The 24,175-nt window shown below is 39.8% G+C and carries 23 protein-coding genes, 1 pseudogene and 1 other annotated feature; of the genes and pseudogenes, 1 reads left to right on the top strand and 23 read right to left on the bottom strand.

Annotated elements, in window-relative coordinates:
• Positions 1–86 precede the first annotated feature (86 nt).
• A complete protein-coding gene (locus ACHBGV_RS02005; RefSeq protein WP_394735547.1) occupies positions 87–710 on the top strand; it encodes a YitT family protein in 624 nt (207 codons plus the stop codon).
• A 98-nt stretch (positions 711–808) separates the two neighbouring features.
• Here ACHBGV_RS02005 and ACHBGV_RS02000 read toward each other — a convergent pair whose 3' ends face one another.
• From ACHBGV_RS02000 to rplJ, 23 genes and pseudogenes are all read right to left on the bottom strand, one after another.
• On the bottom strand, positions 809–2,101 hold the full coding sequence (locus tag ACHBGV_RS02000; RefSeq protein ID WP_394735546.1) for a hypothetical protein: 1,293 nt from the start codon (positions 2,099–2,101) through the stop codon (positions 809–811).
• Between the two features lie 167 nt (positions 2,102–2,268).
• On the bottom strand, positions 2,269–3,774 hold the full coding sequence (locus ACHBGV_RS01995; RefSeq protein WP_394735545.1) for a phosphomannomutase/phosphoglucomutase: 1,506 nt from the start codon (positions 3,772–3,774) through the stop codon (positions 2,269–2,271).
• A gap of 60 nt (positions 3,775–3,834) precedes the next feature.
• Positions 3,835–4,773, bottom strand: coding sequence for an ATP-binding protein (locus tag ACHBGV_RS01990; RefSeq protein WP_172061892.1), 939 nt, complete (start codon positions 4,771–4,773; stop codon positions 3,835–3,837).
• Entirely contained in the window at positions 4,770–5,435 is a 666-nt protein-coding gene (locus ACHBGV_RS01985) for a DNA-binding response regulator (protein WP_394735544.1), read from the bottom strand. The genes ACHBGV_RS01990 and ACHBGV_RS01985 overlap by 4 nt, the downstream gene beginning before the upstream one ends.
• Positions 5,436–5,476: 41 nt before the next feature.
• A complete protein-coding gene (locus ACHBGV_RS01980; protein ID WP_024397888.1) occupies positions 5,477–5,743 on the bottom strand; it encodes a type II toxin-antitoxin system RelE/ParE family toxin in 267 nt (88 codons plus the stop codon).
• Entirely contained in the window at positions 5,727–5,978 is a 252-nt protein-coding gene (relB, locus tag ACHBGV_RS01975; protein WP_105129171.1) for a type II toxin-antitoxin system RelB family antitoxin, read from the bottom strand. The genes ACHBGV_RS01980 and relB overlap by 17 nt, the downstream gene beginning before the upstream one ends.
• A gap of 91 nt (positions 5,979–6,069) precedes the next feature.
• A complete protein-coding gene (locus ACHBGV_RS01970) occupies positions 6,070–8,076 on the bottom strand; it encodes an ABC transporter permease (RefSeq protein WP_394735543.1) in 2,007 nt (668 codons plus the stop codon).
• Positions 8,077–8,829 (bottom strand): ABC transporter ATP-binding protein, encoded by a 753-nt coding sequence (locus ACHBGV_RS01965; protein WP_099810586.1) that lies wholly within the window; start codon positions 8,827–8,829, stop codon positions 8,077–8,079.
• A gap of 135 nt (positions 8,830–8,964) precedes the next feature.
• Positions 8,965–9,699, bottom strand: a complete 735-nt coding sequence (locus ACHBGV_RS01960; RefSeq protein WP_125183736.1) for an ABC transporter permease — start codon at positions 9,697–9,699, stop codon at positions 8,965–8,967.
• A gap of 1 nt (position 9,700) precedes the next feature.
• A complete protein-coding gene (locus tag ACHBGV_RS01955) occupies positions 9,701–10,447 on the bottom strand; it encodes an ABC transporter permease (protein ID WP_011922411.1) in 747 nt (248 codons plus the stop codon).
• A 1-nt stretch (position 10,448) separates the two neighbouring features.
• A complete protein-coding gene (locus ACHBGV_RS01950) occupies positions 10,449–11,351 on the bottom strand; it encodes an ABC transporter ATP-binding protein (protein WP_011922412.1) in 903 nt (300 codons plus the stop codon).
• Positions 11,352–11,359: 8 nt separating this feature from the next.
• A complete protein-coding gene (locus tag ACHBGV_RS01945) occupies positions 11,360–11,749 on the bottom strand; it encodes a NisI/SpaI family lantibiotic immunity lipoprotein (RefSeq protein ID WP_394735542.1) in 390 nt (129 codons plus the stop codon).
• 12 nt (positions 11,750–11,761) lie between these two features.
• Complete coding sequence (locus ACHBGV_RS01940) at positions 11,762–11,902, bottom strand: hypothetical protein (protein ID WP_105144602.1); 141 nt, start codon at positions 11,900–11,902, stop codon at positions 11,762–11,764.
• Positions 11,903–12,039: 137 nt separating this feature from the next.
• Entirely contained in the window at positions 12,040–13,206 is a 1,167-nt protein-coding gene (locus ACHBGV_RS01935) for an acetyl-CoA carboxylase biotin carboxylase subunit family protein (RefSeq protein WP_394735541.1), read from the bottom strand.
• Between the two features lie 20 nt (positions 13,207–13,226).
• Complete coding sequence (locus ACHBGV_RS01930; RefSeq protein WP_171999454.1) at positions 13,227–13,973, bottom strand: alpha/beta hydrolase-fold protein; 747 nt, start codon at positions 13,971–13,973, stop codon at positions 13,227–13,229.
• A 27-nt stretch (positions 13,974–14,000) separates the two neighbouring features.
• Positions 14,001–14,825 (bottom strand): alpha/beta hydrolase, encoded by an 825-nt coding sequence (locus tag ACHBGV_RS01925; RefSeq protein ID WP_394733412.1) that lies wholly within the window; start codon positions 14,823–14,825, stop codon positions 14,001–14,003.
• A gap of 91 nt (positions 14,826–14,916) precedes the next feature.
• Positions 14,917–15,945: a DNA glycosylase AlkZ-like family protein gene (locus ACHBGV_RS01920; protein WP_394735540.1), complete on the bottom strand. Its 1,029-nt coding sequence runs from the start codon at positions 15,943–15,945 to the stop codon at positions 14,917–14,919.
• A gap of 76 nt (positions 15,946–16,021) precedes the next feature.
• A complete protein-coding gene (gene trmFO / locus ACHBGV_RS01915; protein ID WP_394735539.1) occupies positions 16,022–17,356 on the bottom strand; it encodes a methylenetetrahydrofolate--tRNA-(uracil(54)-C(5))-methyltransferase (FADH(2)-oxidizing) TrmFO in 1,335 nt (444 codons plus the stop codon).
• 202 nt (positions 17,357–17,558) lie between these two features.
• Complete coding sequence (locus tag ACHBGV_RS01910) at positions 17,559–18,320, bottom strand: HAD family hydrolase (protein WP_394735538.1); 762 nt, start codon at positions 18,318–18,320, stop codon at positions 17,559–17,561.
• A 237-nt stretch (positions 18,321–18,557) separates the two neighbouring features.
• Positions 18,558–19,059: pseudogene (locus ACHBGV_RS01905) on the bottom strand (hypothetical protein).
• A gap of 13 nt (positions 19,060–19,072) precedes the next feature.
• Positions 19,073–22,696: an Eco57I restriction-modification methylase domain-containing protein gene (locus ACHBGV_RS01900; RefSeq protein WP_394735537.1), complete on the bottom strand. Its 3,624-nt coding sequence runs from the start codon at positions 22,694–22,696 to the stop codon at positions 19,073–19,075.
• A 240-nt stretch (positions 22,697–22,936) separates the two neighbouring features.
• A complete protein-coding gene (gene rplL, locus ACHBGV_RS01895) occupies positions 22,937–23,302 on the bottom strand; it encodes a 50S ribosomal protein L7/L12 (RefSeq protein WP_002936483.1) in 366 nt (121 codons plus the stop codon).
• Between the two features lie 71 nt (positions 23,303–23,373).
• Complete coding sequence (rplJ, locus tag ACHBGV_RS01890; protein ID WP_002936486.1) at positions 23,374–23,868, bottom strand: 50S ribosomal protein L10; 495 nt, start codon at positions 23,866–23,868, stop codon at positions 23,374–23,376.
• A gap of 27 nt (positions 23,869–23,895) precedes the next feature.
• Positions 23,896–24,030, bottom strand: a sequence feature (ribosomal protein L10 leader region).
• Between the last annotated feature and the right edge of the window lie 145 nt (positions 24,031–24,175).

Below are 24,175 nucleotides of genomic sequence, written 5' to 3'. Positions count from 1 at the left end.
ATTTATTTTATGCAAACATAAATAACAAATCTACTAATTAGTGAGTTAATGCTTGATTTTTGTCGATATTGTATTAAAATAGAATTATGAAAATCATAAAATTTGTTATTGGAATCACAATCATGGCCATTGCTGTTGCCATGTCAAAAATATCCCTGCTCGGCACGTCTCCGATTGCTGCTGTGCCCAACGTCGTCTCAGAATCTATGGGTTCATCCATCGGTCTGAACACGGCGCTCTTCTTAGCCCTGCTAGTTGTTTTTCAGCTCGTCTTGGCTAGACCAAAGAAGATGAGCGAGGCAATTCCTTACCTCATTCAGTTAATACCCGGAACCTTGTTTGGCTTGTTTATTAACTTTTTCTACGGTCTGCTCGCTCCAATCTTGTCCAGTAAATCTTATCCAGTCCAGTTGATTGTCTTGATTATCTCTGTCTTTATCTTGGCAATCGGTGTCATTGTTGAGGTCAATGCGGATACGATTGTCATGCCGGGCGAAGGGTTGCCCAAAACTATTGCCCAAGTGACCAATAAACCATTTTCTAGCGTCAAATTGGCCTGTGATATTGGAATGGTTGTAACAGCGCTTCTTCTCTCTTTCCTCTTTGGTAACCCATTTCTAGGAATTCGCGAAGGAACAATTATTGCCATGCTCTTCACTGGACCAATTATCTCGCTCTTGCAACAACTTGCTTTCAGAAGAAAAAAATGAGGTTGGACTACCAATCTCATTTTTCTATGCCAATTTTCTAATCGGAATTTACTACTAAAAACGAGACCAGGAAATCCTAGTCTCGTTTAGCTTCATTCTTAAAATCGTTTCTCAACAGTTTCATCGCTGAAGGTTTTGCTATTGTTGCCCAGTGCAGCGACTTTACCATCCACTGCGACTTGGTCTAAACGACTGCCATCTTCCATAGTGACAGTTGTAACATTATCACCGTGGCTAAGGATAGAGCCTTTGACATGAAGTTTATGAAGGTAACCGCCATCTTTGATAGAAAAGGCATAGGCTGGAAGATCCACGTTGACACCTTTTACAAGAGATTGGCCAACACCACCGTGGGTCGTAATATCGCCTTCAATATGCAGTTCACCGACTTCTTTGGAAATTTGAATACCAACAGCACCGTCATTGTAGGTATTGATTTCAGCAAAATGACCGATTTTCAAGGTACCATCGTATTGATTGTAGGCGCGAGCTCCGACACCGTAGGTAGAAATGGCTTTTTTCGCTTGGAAATCATTGACTTTACCGAAGTTTACGAAACCAACACCAGATTGACCGTAGGAAATCACTTCATCTTCTACGACCCATTTGTCAACAGTTCCCCAAGCATCCAAGACCATGTCATTGACGCCGTAAGTAACGGTTTTACCGAGCTGATACAATTCGTGAACATGGGCACCATAGACAACAAAGACACCACCGGTGATGAAATCTGCCGCACCTTGAGGAAGGAGACCAGTAGAATAAACTGAACCCAAGACCATTTTATCCATCACAACTTGACCACCAGCATCATTGAAACCTGAAACAAAGACACCAGATCCGATGACAGGTTGACCGTCTTGACCGACGTTCAATTCACTGATAGCTGCTGTAATCTTACTGTTAGCATCGGGGTTAAAATTGTAAAGGGTATAAGCACCTTGCAGGACGTTTACGCCATATTTTTGTGGTTGCTCAAGGTAGGTGCGCGTATCTGCTTTGCGAACCAAGACGTTGTGTGTGTCGACATGTGCAGTCATGGTTGGTGCACGGAAAATCATTGAAATTTGACCGTCCACGATCAAGTTTTCAAGTGAAATTTGACCAAAGTTGTCACGAACTTGTTGTGGCACAAGTGAAATAGCTTTCTTATCTTGAAGAGCTGAGATTGTTAAATCAGAAATCTTAGCATCGCCTTTCAAGATAAAACCATCAGAATGTGAAAAGAATACAGTTGGCAGAACGCCATTTTCTTGTGCTTGACCTTTGATGTCGATACCAGCTGGAAGATAGATGGAACTTGCAAAAGTCATGGTACGTGTGATAACAACTTCTTTTTCATTATTGTCCAAAGCGCTAATTAATTGAGTAGGATTTGAAACGAGTGTCATGTTAAGTACCTCACTTTCTTTCTGTAATCCTATTATATCACTAATTATTGATAAGTCAAGCATTTTGTGTGAAAATTTAAGAAAAAATCTTGTAAATGTTTCTAAAACTGCTTAAAACTAGCCAGAAAAACACCAAAAAGCCAACCAAGTGGCTGACTTTCATCTAATTATGCTAATTCTTTTAATTTGGTCTGATTAACAGCTGGATAGCCGTCCAAGAATTCAGACAAACGTTTCAAAATGCTCGGCATATAACCTGATTGGTCGTTTTCAATTTGAAGGACCAGGAGCGGTTCGTGGAGACTCATGCGGAGAAGGAACCAGCCGTCTCCATAAGGGGCTGTCACATCAAAGCGCACTCCTTCTTCATTCTCTGGATTGAAAATAAAACCGGCAATGGATGTCGCTTGCAAGTCGGCAATGACTTGCTCACCTAGCGCGCGATAATCTTCAACTTCCAACTTAAAGCGCACTTCCTGCGTTTCTAAAGGTTGTTTCAGCTGTGCAATCAAATCATCCAGGGACTTGCCATCCTTTTGCAACTGAGGCAGAAGCATGAGAATTTTGGCAGCCACATAGGTACCGTCATCCAAGAAATAATTTTCCTTAAAGGCTGCATGACCTGACGTCTCGATAGCCAATTGACAATCCACACCAGCTTGGTTGGCAGCAATGGCGCGATTGATCACATTACGATAACCTGAAATATAGCGAATTTGCTTGCCACCCAGACTTTCGATAAAATCTTTTAGGTGTTCTGAGGTTGGGGAATTGGTGACAATGCTCGTACCCGGATGCTCGGACAAGGTAATTTGAGCCAAGACAGCAATTAGATTGTTACGATTGAGAATTTGTCCTGACTTGGTAACCAAGGCAGCGCGGTCCACATCTGTATCAAAGATAATGCCCAAGTCGGCACCTTGTTTAAGTACTGCTTGACGAATACTTTCCATGGCCTCTTTGTTGTCGGGATTTGGGACATGATTAGGGAAGGTGCCGTTCGGTTCTAAAAACTGTGAACCCGTTGTATCAGCTCCCAGCTCGGCCAAAACTTTTTCCGCAAAGAAACCGCCTGCACCATTTCCAGCATCGACGATGATATTGAGTCCGGTCAACGGCTTGTCTTGACCATCGCAGGCTGTACGAATCTTATCAACCAAATCTTGGGCATAAGGCGTAATCAGATCCGCATGGGTCAGACTTCCCAGACTTAAGGCTGGGAATGCCTCCGTATGCGACAAGATATAGTCAATATCCTCGTGTTCCGCTCCGCCATTTTGCGAAAAAATCTTGAGACCATTAAAATAATAAGGCAGATGGCTGGCAGTAATCATCACCCCTGCGTGGCAGGCAAACTGCGGATACTGGGTGCTCATGAAGAGAGCTGGCGTTGTGGCCATACCAAAGTCAATCACCTGAACCCCCAGACCAACAGCTTCTTCAATAAAAGCATCTGCCAAATCTGGACCGCTCAGACGGCTATCACGACCGATACCAATGGTCAATTTTCCTTCTTTATAGAGCGTGGACAATTCCTGATTTTGGGTCAGCCAATGAATCAACCCTCTAACAATTTCCTTGGTTGCTTGGGGCGTCAATTTAACAGCGTATTCGTCAGTAGCAATGGCAATCCCGCGAATGTCGGATCCATTTTGCAAAACATGATGAGACATAAAAAACCTCCAATGAAATACTATCCTTAGTATAGCACTTTTGGAGGCGGTTGCAAACTCTTAATCTGATTTAAATATCCGCACATTTGTCCCAACTTCAACCTGACTGTCCACATCAATATCTAATTCTAGCTGGTGCAAGACGCGCTTGGTGAGATAGAGGCCAAAACCAGTGGCTTTCTGGTGTTCACGTCCATTATAGCCCGTAAAACCTTCGTCAAAAAGGCGCGGAATATCCTCTGGTAAAATGCCTAATCCTGTATCAGAAATCGTGATTCCCTTGTCCAAGGCAATGGTCACTGAACCACCTGTTTTGTTATATTTCAGGGCATTGTCTAAGACTTGCGATAGGGCAAAACTCAGCCACTTGCGGTCTGTTTTCAGCTGCCAATCCCCATCTATAGCGACACTTATCTCGCGTTGCAGAAATTGTTGCCGGTATTTCTTGACCAAATCCACCACTACTTCTCTTACTTGGACCATTTCAAAGCGAAAATCCGAAGCTTGATTGGACAACTTGAGATAATTGAGCAAATTAGCCATGTAATTGTCCAAGCGCAGCAATTGTTGGTCAACATCTGCCTGTTGCAAATTGTCCGTCTGGCTCATGAGGGACAGGGCAGCCAAAGGAACCTTCATCTGGTGGGACCACATTTTTACCAGAGCCTGCAAATCCTCTTCACGCGTTTTATAGGCCAATAACTGCTCCTGCCACTGCTCCTTTTCCGTTGAAAGGACCTGTAAATAGGCCAGATCAGACGGTTTATCCAGCAACGCAAGGTCCTTATCTGTTAGATTTTCCAAGGCTTGCATTCGCTGGCGGAATTTCCAATAGAGACCAAGACTGAAAAGAATCAAGATGCTCAAGGAAAATAGCAGAGCTTGGTACAAGAATGTAAGGGGAAGCCGATAGAGATAGAAAAGCAGGATAAAACCGCAAACTAGCAAGAGGTAGGCTAGCAATAAACTCCTGTATTCTCTTAAAAATTTGGCTATCATTTGACAAGATACCCCACTCCCCGCACTGTATGAATGCGGTCAAAACCCAGTTCACCTGTTTTCTTGCGTAGTCGGGTCATATTGACATTGAGTGTATTTTGGTCGATAAATTCTTCGTTCTCCCACAAGCTTTCCAACAAGATTTCCTTGCTCACAATCTGCCCAACCTGTTGCATAAGTGGCGTTAAAATTTTCGTCTCTGTCGGAGATAGCTGGATACTGGATTTGCCGTCAGAAAAGCGCCCGTCAGGACTGAGTTTAAACTGATCCAGTTGCAGATCCGCTGTCTTACTAAATTGATTGACCCGACGTAAGAAGGCTGCGATTTTAGCATCCAAAATCCCAATTGAAAAAGGCTTGGAAATAAAATCATCCCCACCCATGTTCATAGCCATAACTGCATTCATCTCATCATCACTAGACGAAATAAAAATAATCGGCATGGTCATGGATTTCCGAATTTCTGTCGTCCAGTAAAACCCATTGTAATAAGGCAGGCTAATATCCATCAAGACCAGGTCTGGTTGGAACTCAACCACTTCTTGACTGACTGCCCGAAAATTTTGCACACTGGCAACCTGATACGATTTGCCTAAATGTTGCTTCAAGAGCTGTACAATCATCTCATCGTCTTCAACAATATAAATCTTCTCTTTTTTCATCTTCTTCATTCTGCAAAAGCCAGGACACAAGTCTTGTTTTTTTATTTATATACTTCTTTTCGATGCCCGACTTCAAGAGCTGTTACGATCAATTTATCATCCTCAATGCTGACGATGACCCTGTAATTGCCGATACGATAGCGCCATTGGCCAGAACGATTGGCAGTCAAGGCTTTTCCGTATTGTCTGGGGTTGTCGGTCACATGACTAGACAGGTAGTTGGTAATCTGTTTTTGGGTAAATTTGTCCAACTTTTTCAACTGTTTGATAAAACGACTGGTCGGTACGAGTTTATAACAGGTCTTCATCCGTCAACCCCAACTCTTCCAACATTTCCTCCCAGCTTATCGGCTCAATGCCATTCGCCAAGTCTTCTTGGTATTCTGCCCAAGCAAGGTCTGCCACACGCGCATCGTATTCGTCTTCAAGGGCTTCAAGGGTTTTAGTCCGAATGAGTTCTGACAAACTCACACCTTCAAACTTTGCCATAGCCTGCATAAAGAGCTTGTCCTGCTCAGAAACTTTCAATGTAATAGCTGCCATTTTCTCACCTCTTCGAGTATTCCTTTGGTATTACCATTGTAACACCCTTTCCCTGAAAATGCAAGAAATCTCGCACAAGGCGAGACTTCTTCTACCGTTCAATAATGCGGTAATAGGTGCGACTAGTCCACTTGTAAATGACAAAGTAAATCAGAGCGACTGCCAGTAGGGTAATTCCGCTGACGGTATAAATCATAAGCGAAGAGGTGACACCAAGGGTCAATAGCATTTGCTTAAGCATAACAAGAGAAATCACGAAATGCAAGGTCGCCATAGCTAGTGGCATAAAGAAGACCGTAAGTGTTTGCGAGTTAATGGTCTTTTTGACTGCTGTTGCACTCATGCCCACTTCTTGTAGAATCTTGTAGGATTTCTTGTCTTCATGCCCTTCCGAGTACTGCTTGTAGTAGATAATCAAGGCTGCACCCAGTAGGAAACTAATTCCCAGCAAGAAACCTGTAAAGAGGAAACCGCCTCTAAAGCCCATCAGTAAATTGTTGAAATCGGATTTTTGCATAGCATATCCTAGGAATTCTCCGTTTGCATCGTTGATATTATAAGAGTCCCCAGTTTGCTCACCAATTGAAGTAACCTCTTCATCAGTCAAGTCGGTAAAGACACGGTAGTCCAGGCTAACCTGATAGCCTTGCGGATTATTGGACTCATAATACTCACGAACAGTATTCAATACAGTGTCATCACTGACTACCATAACGGCGGCATTTAGCGTATTGGTGATGTCTGGGAAAATAGCCTGGTCAAGATTGGCTACATTCTCAAAGGTATGATCGCCCAAAACAAGCTTCTTCAGCAATGGTTTTTCACTCGGACGCATAAAGGCAACTTGATTGGCAGCCAGCTCTGGCAGGTCATTGCCCAACTTCCTGAAATCATCTTGGGTGATGAAGTAGGTAAAGGCCATCTTGCTAAAGTTTGGATTGGCAATAGTCTCTGGACTAATGACAATCTCTTTATTGGCAATAGTCTCTGGACTAATGACAATCTCTTTCCCACCATCATAGACCAGACCAGCTTGGTAGGTCAGGTAGGACAGACTATCTTCCGCTTTTTCTGGAAAATGGCTGAGCACCGATTGCTGATAGGCACTTTCACCCTGACTTCTATCCGCAACTTTGTAGGTAATAGATGTTTCCTTTGGATAAAGACCACTTGTCATGCTTGACATGCCAGTATAAAGTGAAGTCGTTGTTGCAATGGTCACAAAGGCCATGACCGCAAGTAGCGTAATATTAGCCAAACCCTTTGCGTGCTGCTTCATCCGAAAAATCATCTGCGAGGTGGTAATGAAATGCTCTGGCGTATAGAAATACCGCTTGTTTTTCCGACGAGCCTTCAAATACCAAGTCATAAAACTGATGTAGAACAGATAGGTCCCCGCAATGACAAAGAGCACAGCGATAAAGAACCGAAAGATAAGAGCTACACCTTCTGCTTTAGATGAAAGTGATAGGTAGTATCCAATACCCAGTCCCACTACACCAAGAGCAGCTAGAAGAACATTGCCTTTTGGCTCCTTCTCTCCTTTTTCACTAGCTCGGAACAAAATCAGTGGACTGGTCTTGCCAATGGTCCGAATAGCTAGCAATTCCAAGAGAAAGAAGATACCAGCAAAGAGAGAGGCGGTCATGGCAAATGCCAGAGGTGAAATACTAAAGTGTAAGTCACTATAATTGGTCAAATTCACAAAAATCAAGTAGAGAACATTGGCAAACACACCAGCTAAGACAGAACCAAGAACCACAACTAGCAAGAAAATCATTATCAATTCGAGGCTGGCTATCAAGGCTACTTTTTTCTTGTTCATCCCCAGCATGTTATAGAGACCAAATTCTCTCGCCCGTTGTTTCATCAAGAAATTAAAACTATAAATCTCAATAATGACCGAGAAAATGGTCAGAACAACAACACCAAGACCGATAGAAATGGCACCAGAGCCCATGGTCTCCATAACTGGACTTAGCATGAGTAAGAACATGGAACAAATCAGAGTAAATAGCACAAGACTGGCTAAAACGAATGGAGCAAAAACACCCATGGATTTTCGGATATTTTGCCCAGCAAGTTTGAGGTAAAACATCTACTCACCCCCTAAAAGTGCAGACATATTGAGCGAAATTTCCTTGGCAAAGTCTTGATTGCTCTTACCTGCCTTGTACAATTGGTGGAAAATCCGCCCGTCCTTGATAAAGAGTACTCGCTTAGCATGACTAGCTGCGTTGGCTGAGTGAGTCACCATGAGAATGGTTTGCCCGTCTAAGTTGATGTCTTCAAACAAATTCAGCAAGTCTTCCGAATTGCGGTAATCTAGGGCAGCTGTCGGTTCGTCCGCTAGGACAATCTGTGGCTGGGTAATCAAACTACGAGCAATGGCCACGCGCTGCTTTTGTCCACCAGAAAGTTCAAAAGGACGTTTTTTCAGCAAATCTTGAATCCGCAGTTTTGGCGCCAAAACTTTCAAACGTTTTTCCATTTCCTCATAGCCAGTACGTGCCAATACCAGAGGTAAAAAGATATTGTCTTGGATGGACAGGGTGTCCAAGAGATTAAAATCTTGGAAGACAAAGCCAAGATTACGCAAGCGAAAATCGGCCAGCTCGCTCTCCTTGATTTTGGTAATATCTTGATTGTTCAAAAGAACAGAGCCACGAGTTGGCTTGTCCAAGGTTGCTAGAATATTGAGCAAAGTCGTCTTACCTGAACCACTTTCACCCATGATGGCGATAAACTCGCCCTCTTCTACCTTAAAATCCACATCTTGCAAAGCACGAGTTTCCTCTTTTGAAAAGCGCGTACGGTAAACTTTTTCTAAATGATTGATTTCTAATAACATACAAACTCCTAATTGTTTTCTTTGGCAAAATTAACTTGATTTAGTATAGCTAATTTTCTTTGGTACTAAATCCCATGAAATTGAGTTTCTAATTATCAGCTTTATAAAAGAAATACATGAAATTGTAAAAGGTTTTTATTTACTATTTTCCAAATTCTTGATAGTTAACTGATAAAAAATAAAACTAAACACAATATTCACTGTAATAAATAAGATAAATTCTAAAAATGTCATATCTTGCAATGCCCTACTCCGTAATCCAATCATCGGTTGAGAGTAAGGGAAAAATTTCGTAAAACTTTCATTGATAAAAATTAATACAAAATTAAGCATACTACCAATGGTAGCAACACCGACTCCCTTACTGAAATTTCGAGTTTTTACAGTGATATAGGATTGGAGTGTAATAATTGGAAAGGAAGACAAAAGCGATAAAGCAATCCATTTAACATGTGTGGTTAAACTAAGGTCAAATGAAATGCCGTCAATTTTAGCCGCAACTATAAAAATCAGCAGCAATAAGAGTTGAATTGGAAGAATAAGAAGAAAACTGCTCATTAATTTTCCTAAATATAATTTCCTCATAGAAACTTGATTAGCCTTTAGCATGTCAAGAGTTTTTCGCTCAAATTCAGGAACTAGTAAGAGACCTGCAATAATGGCTAACATAGGAGGATAAAGTAAGGTACTATTGTAAAAGGTCAGTTGTCCCCACAGAACCAAAGATTGAGTTCCGTCGATTAAAACATCACGATTAGCAAAATAGATACCCAATCCTATCATACTAGAGAAACTCAAAAAGGCAATCCCAATGACTAATAATTGAATTTTCCTTGTTTTTGTCCACTCAGCTAAGAAGTAATCTTTCATCTTAGTTCCCTTTCTTTCTTAATATTAGAACCGCCAAAAGGTAGAGTATCAAGCAGTAAATGGCATAACAGACGATTTTCTCAAGCAACTGACTATCTAAATTATAGGTAATTGTGCCGTCACCCAGAAATTGATATTTATAAGGCGCAAGACTTCCTGAGCCAGTGATTGGGTTAAGTAAACTGGTAAAACCATAACTTTTTGGGTTTAAGATAATTCCTAGAAAACCACCTAAAAGTCCTAGAGCTAACAGAATCCCCTGCTTTTCAAGAATCATGGCCAAGGTCAGATAAAGACAAATCAATGAAAATATTGCAAGTATCTGCCCAATAAACTGAATACCAATAATCTGCAAAGAAATAGAGATTCCTGCCTGTGTTCCGAAAAGATAAATAATCATAATTTCGATAGCAGACATAATAACAAAGGAAACCAGCATAAAAAAGAATTTATCACGAAAAATGGCTGTTAGGCTTTGACCATTAGCTATTTGTAGTTTAAAGGTCTGCCCTTCATGTTCATTCCCTACAATTCGACTAGCAAACACACAAACTGCAATCGGGAACATAAGTAGATTGACATTCTGATTACTAAACAAGGTTCCAGCCATTCTTAACTCTGGATGTGAAGAGAAAGCAGAGATAAAAGTTGCAATATTCCAAAGTGTAGCAACCAACATCAAAATAATGACAATTGAAATAGATTTTGTTCGTCTACTTTTTAGCCATTCAATGTAAACACCATTCATCTTACGCCTCCTTTGTTAGATTTAGGAAAATATCTTCAAGAGTTTCACTTTCTCTAACCACTCGGAATATTCGGTATCCATTTTCTATTAAATAGCTCACCAGATCTGCTAACCGATCGTTATCCAAATCCCTTAAAGTTACTTGACTTTCGGATGCACTCAAAATTTCTACCGTTCCAAGTTCAACTAAGGTCTGAACAATATTTTTCTGTGAAAAATCACCGCCAATTTCAATCCAAGTATTTGACTTAATAGCTTCAATTTCTCCCTCATAGACAAGACGACCATGATTGATAATCCCAACTCGATCTGCAATGTGTTCAATTTCCGGAAGAATGTGACTGGAAATAAAGACAGTCAGACCTTTTTCTTTGGCTAATTGAACAATTAATTCACGAATTTCATGAATACCAGCTGGATCAAGACCATTTGTGGGCTCATCTAATAATAAGATTTTCGGCTTTTTCACTAAAGCAAATGCTAAGGCAAGTCGCTGTTTCATACCAAGAGAATAGGCCTTAACTAATTTTTTTCGATTTTTTTCATCAGCTAATCCAACGAGCTCCAATGTTGGCCGGATATTATTTTTATCAAATCCCACCATTTTTTGAAACACTAATAAATTTTCATATCCAGTTAAATTAGGATAATAGGACGGTTCTTCTATCATAGATCCAATCTGATTTAGGTATTTTTTGTCATTTCGAATGTCTTTTTTATTAATAAAAATTTCACCTGAAGTCGGAGTGACAAGTGATAGAATCATTTTCATCGTAGTTGTCTTACCTGCACCATTTGGTCCAAGAAAGCCGTAGATTTCTCCTTCTCGTACAGTAATCTTTTCAATATCAACAGTGGTAACGTCTTTGTAAACTTTTTTTAAATGATTGATTTCTAATAACATATAAACTCCTAATTGATTTCTTGAGTAAAATCAACATTCTCAAGTACACTTTGATAGTCGATTCGGTCTGATTCAGCAACATTTTCTTCTAAATCTACCTTATAGTAACCATCCTGGACACCGATGGCCCATTCCTTGTTAGTGGTTACATAGAGAGTATTCAAGGATACCGTCTTTTTCACTGCCCCTTCTTCTTTGACAACAGGCCATTCCATAAACTGAACTTCTGTTCCTTGAATACTATCTTCGGCAACTTCCTGTTTGCTAACGGCATAGTCTTTTCCTTTGTAATGAAAGGTCTGATAGCCCTCATCAAAGCTAAGGCTTGCTGAAGAGGAAGAACAAGCAGTTAGCATTATACTGCCCAAAGCCAGCAAGCCAAATGCTTTCTTTTTCATAGTTTCCTCCCTCTAGTATGCCATAAATCGCATACTTTGCAAATCATGGTCTAGCTCTTCCAAGAATGTAGCTTGTTCCATGAGTTCAATCTTCTCTTTTTCTGAGAATACCTTTTCTTCTATTCTCTTTGCTTGTAAAAATTTGAATGACATATGATTCCCTTCTTTCGTTTTCTTATGAGTCTATTATAGAAAATATTACTACCTCGCTCCCTTACAGTTCTGATATGATAACTTACAGCTTTGTAAGAAAATGAAAAGACACCATTTCTGGCGTCTTACAGTTAGTTTTATTTTGTTAGACCAATGTAGGCAATCATTTCATCCAACTCTTCCTTGCTCTCTGTCACAAGGAGGTAGGCATCATTTCCTTGCAATTCTGCAAAGGCATCTGGCATGCGTTTGACGGTTTTAATCTTACCAGCGAATTTCTGATGAATGTCATCTGCAGAGTGAACATAGTCAGTTGTATCACGACGAGTTGCTACCAAGCAGTATTGTGGTTCAAATCTACGTTCCTCAACTGTACCACCTGTTGCAACATTGGCATAATCACGGAAAAGATCAATGGAATGGGCGTAGTTATAGGCTTCAACTGTGAAACCACCTGCCATACGGTTATTGTATTCAATGGCGATATAATCGTCACCTTCCTTGAAAAATTCAATATGGAAAAAACGCTCTCTCATACCAAAAGCCTTGATAATAGCTCTGCCATATTCCACCAACTTAGGATCTAGTTCTTTTTCGATAAAGTAGGCATTGTCCTTCTTGGTTTGCATCAATTCAAATGGAGTATGAACATAGGTTAAGCCTGTTTCAAAAACAACATTGCCTTCGTGGTCCAGCAAGCCATCATAGGTAGTAATAATGCTTGAATTGACAAATTTTTCTAAGAAATAGATGGTGCTTCTATCCCAAGTGTCAACAAATCGATCAAAATCTTCCTTATTTTCGATTTTAAAAGTCCCAGATGCACCGACACCGTTGTCCGGCTTAGCAATCATTGGGAATCCAACATTCTTCAAAGCTCTGCCAAAGTCACGATCTGTTTTAACAACAACACCTGGAACGACTGGAACTCCTGCTTTTTTGAAATATTTTTTCATTTCAGACTTAAATTTAGTCTTTTTCAGGTGTTTGGGTTTGGCTCCAAAGATATTAAATTGCTCACGGAGGGCTGCGTCGTTTTCAAGCCAATGCTCATTGTGGGATTCTACACGGTCAATTGGACCATGTTTGTAAATCAAGAAAGCAGCTGCACGCTTAACTTCGTCAATATTTTCCAAATCTTCCACACGGAAATATTCTGTTAAGGCATTGCGGAGCTCTTCTGGTAATTGATCGTAAGGCTCTTGTCCAATACCTAGAACGGTAACACCTTCTTTTTTAGCCAATTCAATGGTAAATGGTTGAAAATTTTCTGGATAAAAAGGTGAAATAACGAGATAATTCATAGGCAGTCCTTTCTAATTTTTTAAAGTCCGATGGAGTGAAGGAAGAAAGGCATTTGTTTCCTCCACCAAACCCAATCATGCGCCACATCCGTACCCCAGGTGTCAAACCAAGCTGGGATATTTTTCTCTTCAAATGCGCGTTTTAGATTATAAAATGAGTCTAAGCCATCTTGCTCCCAATCGCCCAAACCTGTACAAACAATGATGTCTGCTTGGCGGTATTTATCAATAAACCAGCCATCATTCTGGTTCCAGATGTAATCAGACGGTGAGTTTTGATAGACTGCATCATCATGACCATAATCATGGTTGTTGTTGAAGAAACGAGCATCATAGACACCTGAAAGGGCGATGACTTTTGTAAATACATCTGGATGCTGGAGGAAGAAATTCAGCGCGTGGTAGGCCCCCATTGAGCAACCAGTTGTCATCATACCATCAAACCAACCGGTCTTATGCTTGATAAATGGAATCGCCTCTTCAATCACATAACGCTCATAGGCACGGTGAGCCTCTGCCTTATCATGGATGGATTTCCAATCCGCCAACCAGCTTTCCTTATCATGACTGGTTAGAGTGAAAAATTGGACATTGCCAGCCTCAATCGAACCGCGACAGGCTTCAATCATACCAAAATCTGCGTATTCATTGTACGAACCACCTGATGAAGCGAAAACAACCACAGGAATACCTGCGTGTCCATAACGATTGACATTCATTTCACGACCAAGATTACCTGACCAATGACTTAAAAATTCTACATGCATATTCATTCTCCTAACTAATTCTTTACATTACCACTTTTCGCTTAAAAAGCGCAAGCAATCTGGCAAATAAGCTGCCCAAGCTTCCTCATTATGGACGGCACCAGAAACAACTTCCAAGGCGATATTGTCCAAATCAACGCCTCCAGCTATCAATTGACGATAGTAAGTCAGTGAGGAATTGATATAGGCCTGTTTGATATTACCTGCCATCAGGGTTTTATCTGTATCATCCGCTTCTTCTGTTCCGACGTATATATAGACCCGTTGGTCTTGATCCAAAGTCTGACGCTCAATATAGCGGTCAAAGGCTTCTTGATGGAGCCAGTTAGCTGATGAAAATACTCCCAGACAGCCAATTTGGTCCTGATAGGCCAATCCCATAAACTGAGTGATATTACCGCCAAGTGATGAGCCAATCATGGCGGTGTGAGCCTTGTCACTCTTGGTGCGATAGGTATTGTCAATAAAAGGTTTGACCACATCCATAACAAATTCGGCATATAAAGTACCCTTACCACCAAACTGAATACCAGGAATGCCCATCTCACTATACTTCCAAGCAGCATATTCATGCATGCGCTCCAAACCATCATTGTCAATGGCCACAATAATCATTTTTTCAATATCAGGATTTCGTTTGATAGTTGGAATCACCTTCCAGGAATGTCCTGAAAAGGCTTCTTTACTATACAAGACATTTTGTCCGTCATGAAAATAGACAACTGGGTAGGTTTTATCCACATCTTCCTCATATCCTTTTGGCAATAAAACACGGACTCGGCGTTTTCTAGTAGTAAATGGCACTTCCAATTCATGCGTTTTCATTTCCAAATAAAAGTAGGACTTATTCATTGATATCTCTTTCTAAACAGTGTTTTTAGTATTATACCACAGATTTTCTGAAATATTCAGAAAATTTAGTTATATTACGTCATTTTTCGGATTATCCGAACAATTTTTGCTCAGTTTTCAAGCGTTCCTCGTAGACTCGACGGTAACGTTCCAGTTCTTTCAGTTCAAGACTGGTCAAATTTTCAAATATAGCCAATTCAATCCTGTCCTTATCACGTCGCCAGGTCGCAACCAGTCGTTCCTTGTAGAAAACAACTGGTTTGATAATGCCTGTCAGCGTATAAATCTGCCGAATATGCTTGGGATCAAAGAAGGGATTGGCTTTCTTTTCGTAACCTAGCAAAAGTTGGTCAAAACCTGCAATGAAGAGGCAGTCTGGTACTTCTGCTTCTTCTAATTTTCCTAGATAGAAGCGTTCTTCCCCTGCTACTTCTATAGTTTTCAAATCCAATTGTTTCATCCAATTTAGGACCATAGATTTATTTTCCTTGAAGTAGTAACGGGCATCCGCTAAGCTGACAGGACCAAAACCTGAAAAATACCGCCGTGCGATTTCCAGCTCTGCTTTTTCCCGTGAAAGTGGCTGAAAGTCTGTCAGGCGATGAAAACGTTTGGCACCGTACTCCTGATAGACTTCCCCACGCTCGACCATGTAGCGAAAAAGGCCTCCCCAAGCGTTGAAAACCTGCTTCTCCTCTTCCTGCGTCATCTTTTCCGCACGACAGAGGATTTTCAGCTCCTCTCGGGTCATAGGGGCTTGTTCCAAGGCTTCTAGGATGAGCCGATGATACTTCTGCTTGGTTTGAGGTGAAAAATCATCGCGACCGACGGTTTGAAGATAGTCGGTACTAGCCATCCGCCCCTCGTGGATATAGAGAGGAATTTCCGACTTGAGATAGGCATGAACCGTTCGCCGAATGGACCACTGACGTGCCAGCTCCTCCTGCCAGCTCCCCTCATGAAAATCCTCCGCTGTCATACGGTTGCGAAATCCGACATGAACATAGGGCTGGAACTGAGCCTGTAAGCCATTGAGATTTTGGCAAATCTGCTGGACAGACTGGGGGGCTAATAAGCCCTGCTTCTGCAAGATAATACCCTTCCAAGTATCGTGATTCATCGTGTTTCTCCTTCGGTTTTCTAACCCCAGTATAACACAAAAGACACCCGAAGGTGTCTAGAGATAGCTGATTATCTTAGTAAGCCAAAAACTCTTCCAAGTCCTTGAGGGAACGGGCTGCTATTGCCTCATAACGCTCCTTCTTATCGCGGATCCGCGGTCCGTCCAGCTCCTTGATGATGCCAAAGTTGACATTCATAGGCTGGAAGTGCTTGCTTTCCGTGTGGGTGATGTAGAATGGCAGAGCACCGATGGCTGTGGTCTGTGGGAAGATGACTGGGGCTTCGTCTCGGAAGCGGCGAACAGCATTGATACCGGCCACTAAACCAGAGGCGGCAGACTCGACATAGCCTTCCACTCCTGTCATTTGACCTGCAAAGAACAGATTTGGATTTTTCTTGGTGGCAAAGGTCTGTTCCAATAAGTTTGGCGAATCCATGTAGGAATTGCGGTGCATAACACCATAGCGGACAAATTCCGCATTTTCGAGTCCTGGAATCATCTGGAAGACCCGCTTCTGCTCACCCCACTTGAGATGGGTTTGGAAGCCTACGATGTTGTAGAGACTGCCAGCTGCGTTGTCCTGACGGAGTTGGACAACAGCATAGGGTGTCTTGTATTCGCCATCGCGAGGTCCCTTGTAATCTTCTGGATATTCCAGACCAACAGGCTTCATTGGTCCATAAAGCATGGTTTTGATACCACGTTTGGCCATGACTTCAATAGGCATACAGCCTTCAAAATATTTTTCTTTTTCAAAGGAGTTGAGCGGTGCTTCCTCAGCAGAAATTAAAGCCTCATAGAAAGCGGTAAACTGTTCCTTGTTCATCGGAGCATTGAGATAGGCAGCTTCTCCCTTATCATAACGGGATTTGAGATAGACTAAATCCATGTTAATGGTCGAGCTATCCACAATCGGTGCTGCCGCATCGTAGAAGTAAAAACCATCGCCACCATTCAGTGCATGAATCTTCTCCGCCAAGGCGTCAGATGTCAAAGGCCCCGTCGCGATGACTGTGATAGCATCTTCAGGGATTTCTGTAATCTCCCCGCGAATGACCTCAATCAATGGATGATTGTGAATCTCATCTGTGACCGCTTGGGAGAAATTCTCACGGTCCATGGCCATAGCACCGCCAGCAGGCACACGGTGAGCCTCACCAGCTCGCATGATAATGGAATCCAAACGACGCATCTCTTCCTTGAGCAGACCGACGGCGTTGGTTAAACTATCGCCACGGAAAGAGTTAGAACAAACCAACTCCGCAAACTTGTCTGTCTTGTGCTGGGGCGTTGGCTTGACACCCCGCATCTCGTAGAGTTTGACAGGAATGCCACGCTTGGCAATCTGATAAGCTGCTTCTGAGCCGGCCAAACCAGCTCCGATAACGTTAATATGGGTTTGAGACATGAAACTAATACCTCTAGCCAGACTATCTGACTACTGTTTGGGAATGACCCAAAACAGAACCTTTCTAATTTTTCTAACCTATCTAGTATATCAAAAAATAGCTGGAAAAGACAAAAACTACTCTCATCCTAGGAAAGTAGTTTGATAGTATTTACATAATAAAATGTACATAAATATTAGTTGATAGAAGTAACTATAACGCTTATCCTTGAAGTGAGACTAGCTCTGAAATATCCTCAATTACTTCAAACTTCCATCCTAAATCTCGATAAGCTTGAATCTCCTCTGGAGAATAGGGGAAAGTATTCAAAAGTATAGCATCTATGCCTAGCTCTTGCGCGATTGCAATATCTGTAGTCAAATCATTTCCAACTAGAACCGTCTCAGTAGGATCCAGTTGGTTCTCATTCAAGACACCTTGTAAAAATTCTGGTTCAGGTTTTTTGATTCGATAATCAGAGGAAATGTATATGCCTTCAATATATTCAGCACAACCAGTCATTTCAATTTCAGCCTGCGTAAAAACACGTTGAGCATTGGACAATAAATAGAGACGATTCCCCTTATCCTTTAAATATGCAAGTGTTGACAAGGTATTGGCATAAGTTGTTAATTTCTCACGTGACAGGACTCTAAATATGGAAGCCACCACTTGACCAAATGTTTTTAAATCTGCTGGTTCATTCTTAGTTGGACGGCGGTATTTTTCATCCGTTAGTAATTGAATAAAGACTTTCTCAAGGTCAATTTCAACGTTTTCATAGGGACTAATCCGAATCAAATCTAGCTCGGCCTCACTAGCCTTTTCTTGAAAGGAACTCCTTAACTGACGTGCACCATAGGTACAGCCAAAAGATTGGTAAATCTCAGCTAACTTTTCCCACAATTCCAACTTGTTTTCATCCGTTATAATATCTACCAAGGTACCATAAAAGTCAAAAATATAATTCTTGTATCTTTTCATGAAACTTTCTCCAACAATCATTATATACTATTATACCGAAAACTGAAATCGTTTGCAATAAGAACTTCGTCATCTTTAATGAATTATAAAAAATATTTTATATAACGAATCTACTAATAATAAATCTAACATTTTAAAAGGTAGATCAGCTTATCAAAATATTTCGAGTGAAAGTTGTATTAAAGAACAAGTGATTATCTTTTTCAAGATTCTTTCTAAGTCAAGTAAATCTCACTTTCACTTAAATGTATTTGAAATGACACTAACTAATCTATCAATTCCATTATCAACTCCCCAGCTTACACTAGCACTAAGAGCCATTGCAAGTATCGGGTGCTTTTCAAAGAAAGTTTGATGGTTATTAACTTTTCCGGCTTCTTGTACCTCATTTAAAATTGTCACTAATTCTGTCTGTTCTTCTTCATCTAATGTCCTAGAGTACTCTCTGATATTCTCAAATACTCTCAAATACTCTCTCAATTTCCATATCAGTATAGGTAATATTTAACAAATTATTTTGTCCACCAATCTGTGAGTTTATCAAATCTCCATTAACAGAAACATGAGTACTATTATCTTGATGATATTCGTTAAAGTTTAGTGCTGTTTTAGAGGAATCTAGTTGTGTTGGAAGGATAACAGGCTTTATCTTCTTATTAGCTCTCTTCACCATTTTATTCGTTTCTCTGACTAAATTTCTCTCAATATCTCTGAATTGACTTTGCAAACTTTTTGCCATTTATACCTACTTTCTATACTTCAAATTCTCTAACGGTCTGTTTCTCTTCTTCAGTCAAGTCAAACAAGTCCATGACAAATTCATCAATTTCCAGATTAAGCTGATTGACTTTTTCAGTTTCAGGAGAATCTTTTTTCATTTCTTCCATCAGTTGTTCAACAAGCTGTGCTAATTCTTCTTGCTGGGAATCAGTGGCAGCTGGAATTGGGAAGTCCTTAATTTGAGTTAAACGCATTTGAGGGAATGTGCTACGTTGTAAAAAATCAAACCTATGAATAGCATAGTAAGAAACTACCTTAGAGTTTAAAACTCCTATTAAAAACTTTGGATTCCCAATCAAATCTGTAATTACTTCTATACTTTGTTCATGAACAAAATTATCTTCTGTCAACGTGGCTCTAAAGGTATATCTGGATTTAACTGGAATACGAGCAATTAAAATTCGGATACCTTCAAAAATTGAAACATTTCTTGGTGCTGCTAAATGTTTTCCATATGATAAAAACTGTCCTGACCAATTTATTTTGTACCTTTGTAAATCTGAGCCTGATAAGAACTTTCTGTAACTACTATTAACTTGCTCTTTTGCAAAGAATGGTTTTCCATTCTTGAATTTTTGAAAATCTTCTTTGTCTTCTGGCTGTTTAGGCGTTCCTTTACCTCTCTCAAAGGCTTTTAATCCATCTTTTACGTGACCATAGTTATTCTCAAGAACTTTAGATTGAGCTTCTATTTTAATCAATAGTTTTTGAGAGCTTGTATTAGCAGATGAAATAGTAATAACATCCTGATTCAACAGTAAATCTGAGTTTGTTTCAGTCAGTAAATTAACTTCACTATTGACGATTTCTCCAAGAATGACTTTTGCAGGTCGTTTAGTGAACATGTCAATAATACAAACATCAATAGAAGCTTCATCAAAAATCTTATCTTTTGAATTGATGAAAGTTATTTCATCATAAGTTTTTAAAATATGATGGCGAAGTGTCTTATATTGATTGATCGTTAGAAATGAATTGGGAATAATATATGATATTCCCCCACCTTTTCTTACTAACGAAAAAGCAAGTTCTAGGAATAAACCGAAAGTGTTAGCTTGATAATTGTTGAGAGGATATGTTCTAGTGTAATATGATTTCATCTCATCACTAAAAGATTGATTACGAGCAAAGATATAAGGCGGATTCCCAATGACAAGGTCAAAGCCGATAAATTCGCCAGCTTCTCCCAAAATCTCAGGAAATTCCATTCGCCATTCCATACCTTTAGCGAATAATGGATTTTTCAGTCTGTATTCCAATTCCTTTTCAGCTTTTGCTAGTTGCTTATTTAATTCCGCTACTTCTTTAGAGTTTTTATTTTCTTCCTCAAATAGGCTAATGGCACCAGCCTTATTTCGTTCAGATATGAGCCGAGATAATTTCTTTAATTCAGGACTAGAAGCCGTATCATCAAAGGAATGTTTGAGCCTTTCGATTTTCTCCCAAATTTCTGCTTTTACTCGTTTATTATTCGTCTCCTTATAGTCTTTAACTAGAGATAGATAGTCCTTGAAATCTGTTTTTCTCATATCAAATTCATAGTCAAAATCAAACTTATGTAAGAGACTATCGCCTACTTTAATATTGATATCGATATTTGGCAAAGTCGTCAAAACAGGTTGGTTGGTATCAGTATCCTGATAGTAATAAGAAGACTTCAAGAGTTCAATCCAGAGACGCAAACGGCAAATATTGACCGAACTTGGGTTAATATCCACTGCAAAGAGCGAATTTTCCAGAATATGCCTCTTCTGGTTGAAAATTGCCTTTTGAATTTGTTCTGACTGCTGATTACCTGTCTGATACAAAAAATTATTTCCAGACATATCTTGAATGACTAGCTCATCATTAATAACATAACATTGAATCAGGTTTCCAATATAGTTGCCATCAGCGTCAAACAAAACATTTAAATCACTTTTAAGAGCAATAATTTCATTCAGGACTGATACGAGGAAGTGACCGGATCCAACCGCTGGGTCACAAACCTTCAAACTGTCAATCGCATCTGATACCTTTTTAGCAATCTGAGCATTACGTATGTTAAACTTTATATCTTCGATTGTTTCACACTGCCAGTCGAGTGCCTCATTGACTTTGTCCACTGCTGCTGTACGAATCGCTTTACGTGACATATACATGGTAATATTGCCTGGCGTATAAAAAGAGCCGTCACGGTAGCCGTTGATTTTCTCAAAAATTAATCCCAGAACTGACGCATTGATAAGGTCATTCTTAGATTTCTCATGGTGGCTGATGGAGGTCGAGAAGTCATAAGAATCCAAAAACTCAAAGAGATAATCAATAAAATTGATGTTCCCTTTTTTACGTTTTTTATCTACACCTTTAAGAGCTGTTTTGGAGAAAATTTCAATATCTCCCTCTGGTAATCTATCAATACCAATCCCATCTCTAGAAATTTCTAATTCTGTTTCTTCAAACAATGATGAGTTCAGATAAGGGACATAACCGAACTTTTCTTGCATTCGATTATTTCTTTCAGATACTTTCTTAGCAAGTACAGCAAAGAATAAGCTATAAATCTCCTCAAAGTTAGGCAGTTTTTCATAGGTCAATAACTTATAAGATTCATCTTTGTTGAACAACACCAGCTGAGATTCTAACAGTTTCAAAAATAGAATTCTATTTGTCCAGACAACTGTTAGTTGAATAGCAATATCTTCCTGCCTTTCTTTTGGAACATCTTTCATCTCCAATTTATCAATAATATTCTCAACAAAAGAATACCGTTGGCGTTTAGCAGGTTTCAAACGTGAAATAATTTTTGAAGTCCCTGACTTCGTTTCTTCTAGCCCCATCAAATAAAGCAATTCATCATAGAAATTCTTATTAAGCTTGTTTGAATCAGTGAAAATCTCTTTATTGAGAAGATTCTCTGCTGTGAAGAATCGATAAAGCTGAGTCAGATTATTTTTCTTGATTTCAATAGACTTACTGGTCTTAACTAGAGCTTGACTAAGGTCAAAGTGAGCAATAATGATTCCCTTTTCAATTGCTTTGTCAATTTCTGGTGCAATAACCTCACTATAAAGGAAATCTGTTTTATTGCTAGAAAGTTGATTATTTCTGAACTTTGTCACGAGGTCAACTAGCTTTTTATTTTTGAAAAAATATTTTTCAAATTCTTTAGCCTCGATCACAAACCAAGATAGGCCATTTGTGATAATACACTTTTTGATTTCTAAATTTTTATTAAATAGGCGTTCTTGTAGGTAATAATAGACAACTTCTTGAAGTGCTTTGGAATTGATTTTTTCCGTTGACATCATTTCAGACTTGTTAGTCAAACTCTTGCATTCAAAAAGAATACCTAGTGACGAATTGGCGTCTTTACCATTATAGATAGCAAGGTCTATTCGACTAGAAGTATTAATAAAATTATAAGGCAATACACTTTCTAAAAATCCCTTGAGAAGATTTTTCTGGTATTCCTCTGACTCATCCTCTTTGTCTTTTAAATGAGTCAAATAACTAACCAATTTTTGATTAAATACCTCTTTTTCTTCATCAAGTGGCATAATTGCTTGAACAGAGCGATTCATACTCTCTTTTAATGTAATTCCCTTTATTGCCATGAAATAGACTCCTAAACAGATTTATCTAAGAGCTGACAGTATTAGTCTATTGTGTAAGCAATAGACTAAGGGTACCCTTAGCGATATATATACATATTATACCATAAATAAAACCCCACCAAGATTAAATCTTGGTGGGGTTTTGGTGGGGAATAATAACATTCTCCCGATTTTTAATCGCTCTAAGCAATTCTAAAACCTTGATTTACTAGGCTTCCGCAATCAAATTGCGATACTCTATTATTTAAGAGTAACTGAAGCGCCAGCTTCTTCCAATTTAGCTTTGATTTCTTCAGCTTCTGCAGTTGCAACGCCTTCTTTAACCATAGCTGGTGCACCGTCAACAAGTTCTTTAGCTTCTTTAAGGCCAAGACCTGTGATTTCACGTACAACTTTGATAACGCCAACTTTTTTGTCGCCAGCAGATGTCAATTCTACGTCGAATGAATCTTTAGCTTCTTCAGCAGCACCACCAGCTGCAGCAACAGCTACAGGAGCAGCCGCAGTTACACCAAATTCTTCTTCGATAGCTTTTACAAGATCGTTAAGCTCAAGGATAGTAGCTTCTTTAATTTCAGCAATAATGTTTTCAATGTTCAATGCCATTGTGATTTTCCTCCAATTTAGGTTTTTAAATAGTTTGTAGCACTAAGCAGCTACGCTCTGACGCGATTTGATTAAGCTGCGTCTTCTTTTTCTGCAACAGCTTTGACAGCGTATGCAACGTTTCGAACTGGTGCTTGAAGTACTGAAAGCAACATAGAAAGCATGCCTTCGCGGTTTGGCAATGTAGCAAGTGCTTCGATTTCTTCTTTAGAAGAAACTTTACCTTCTACAGCTCCACCTTTGATTTCAAGAGCATCAGCAGTTTTCGCGAAATCGTAAATTGTTTTAGCTGGAGCAACAGCATCGTTTGAGAACGCTACTGCAGATGGACCTACAAACAATTCTGCAAGACCTTCAAGACCAGCTTGCTCAGCAGCACGACGCAAGATTGAGTTTTTGATAACTTTGTACTCAACTTCTGCACCACGCAAGTTACGACGAAGAACAGTATCTTGCTCTACAGTCAAACCACGCGCATCAACCACAACGATAGATGTTGCAGCTTTCATTTGCTCAGCAACGGCATTCACTAATTCCGCTTTTTTAGCGATAATAGCTTCTGACATTTCGTTTACCTCCGTTTTTATTTTGGGCTAGGCACAAAAAAATCGCACCTAAACCTAGACACGAAAGTACAAACACGTTTATATCCATAATCGTTTTGTGCCTCGGTAGGATGTTTATGAGTCTAGCTCCCCTACTGTCTTAGGTCAGTTTTTTCAAACCTCAATTATGATAACATAGTCTAGTTTAGAATGCAAGAAAAATATCTCTATTTTTTTATTTTTTGTTAGATCGAAAGTTCTATAATGAAGTTAGCCACCTTACCTTAGTCAAGAATTAGATGTTTCACTATGTTTGAGTAAGTTGATG

The sequence above is a fragment of the Streptococcus sp. A34 genome, assembly GCF_043674115.1.
Taxonomy (GTDB): Bacteria; Bacillota; Bacilli; order Lactobacillales; family Streptococcaceae; genus Streptococcus; species Streptococcus suis_V.
The sequence above is the reverse complement of the archived record's forward strand: the minus strand, read 5'-3'. Positions and strand labels throughout refer to the sequence as shown.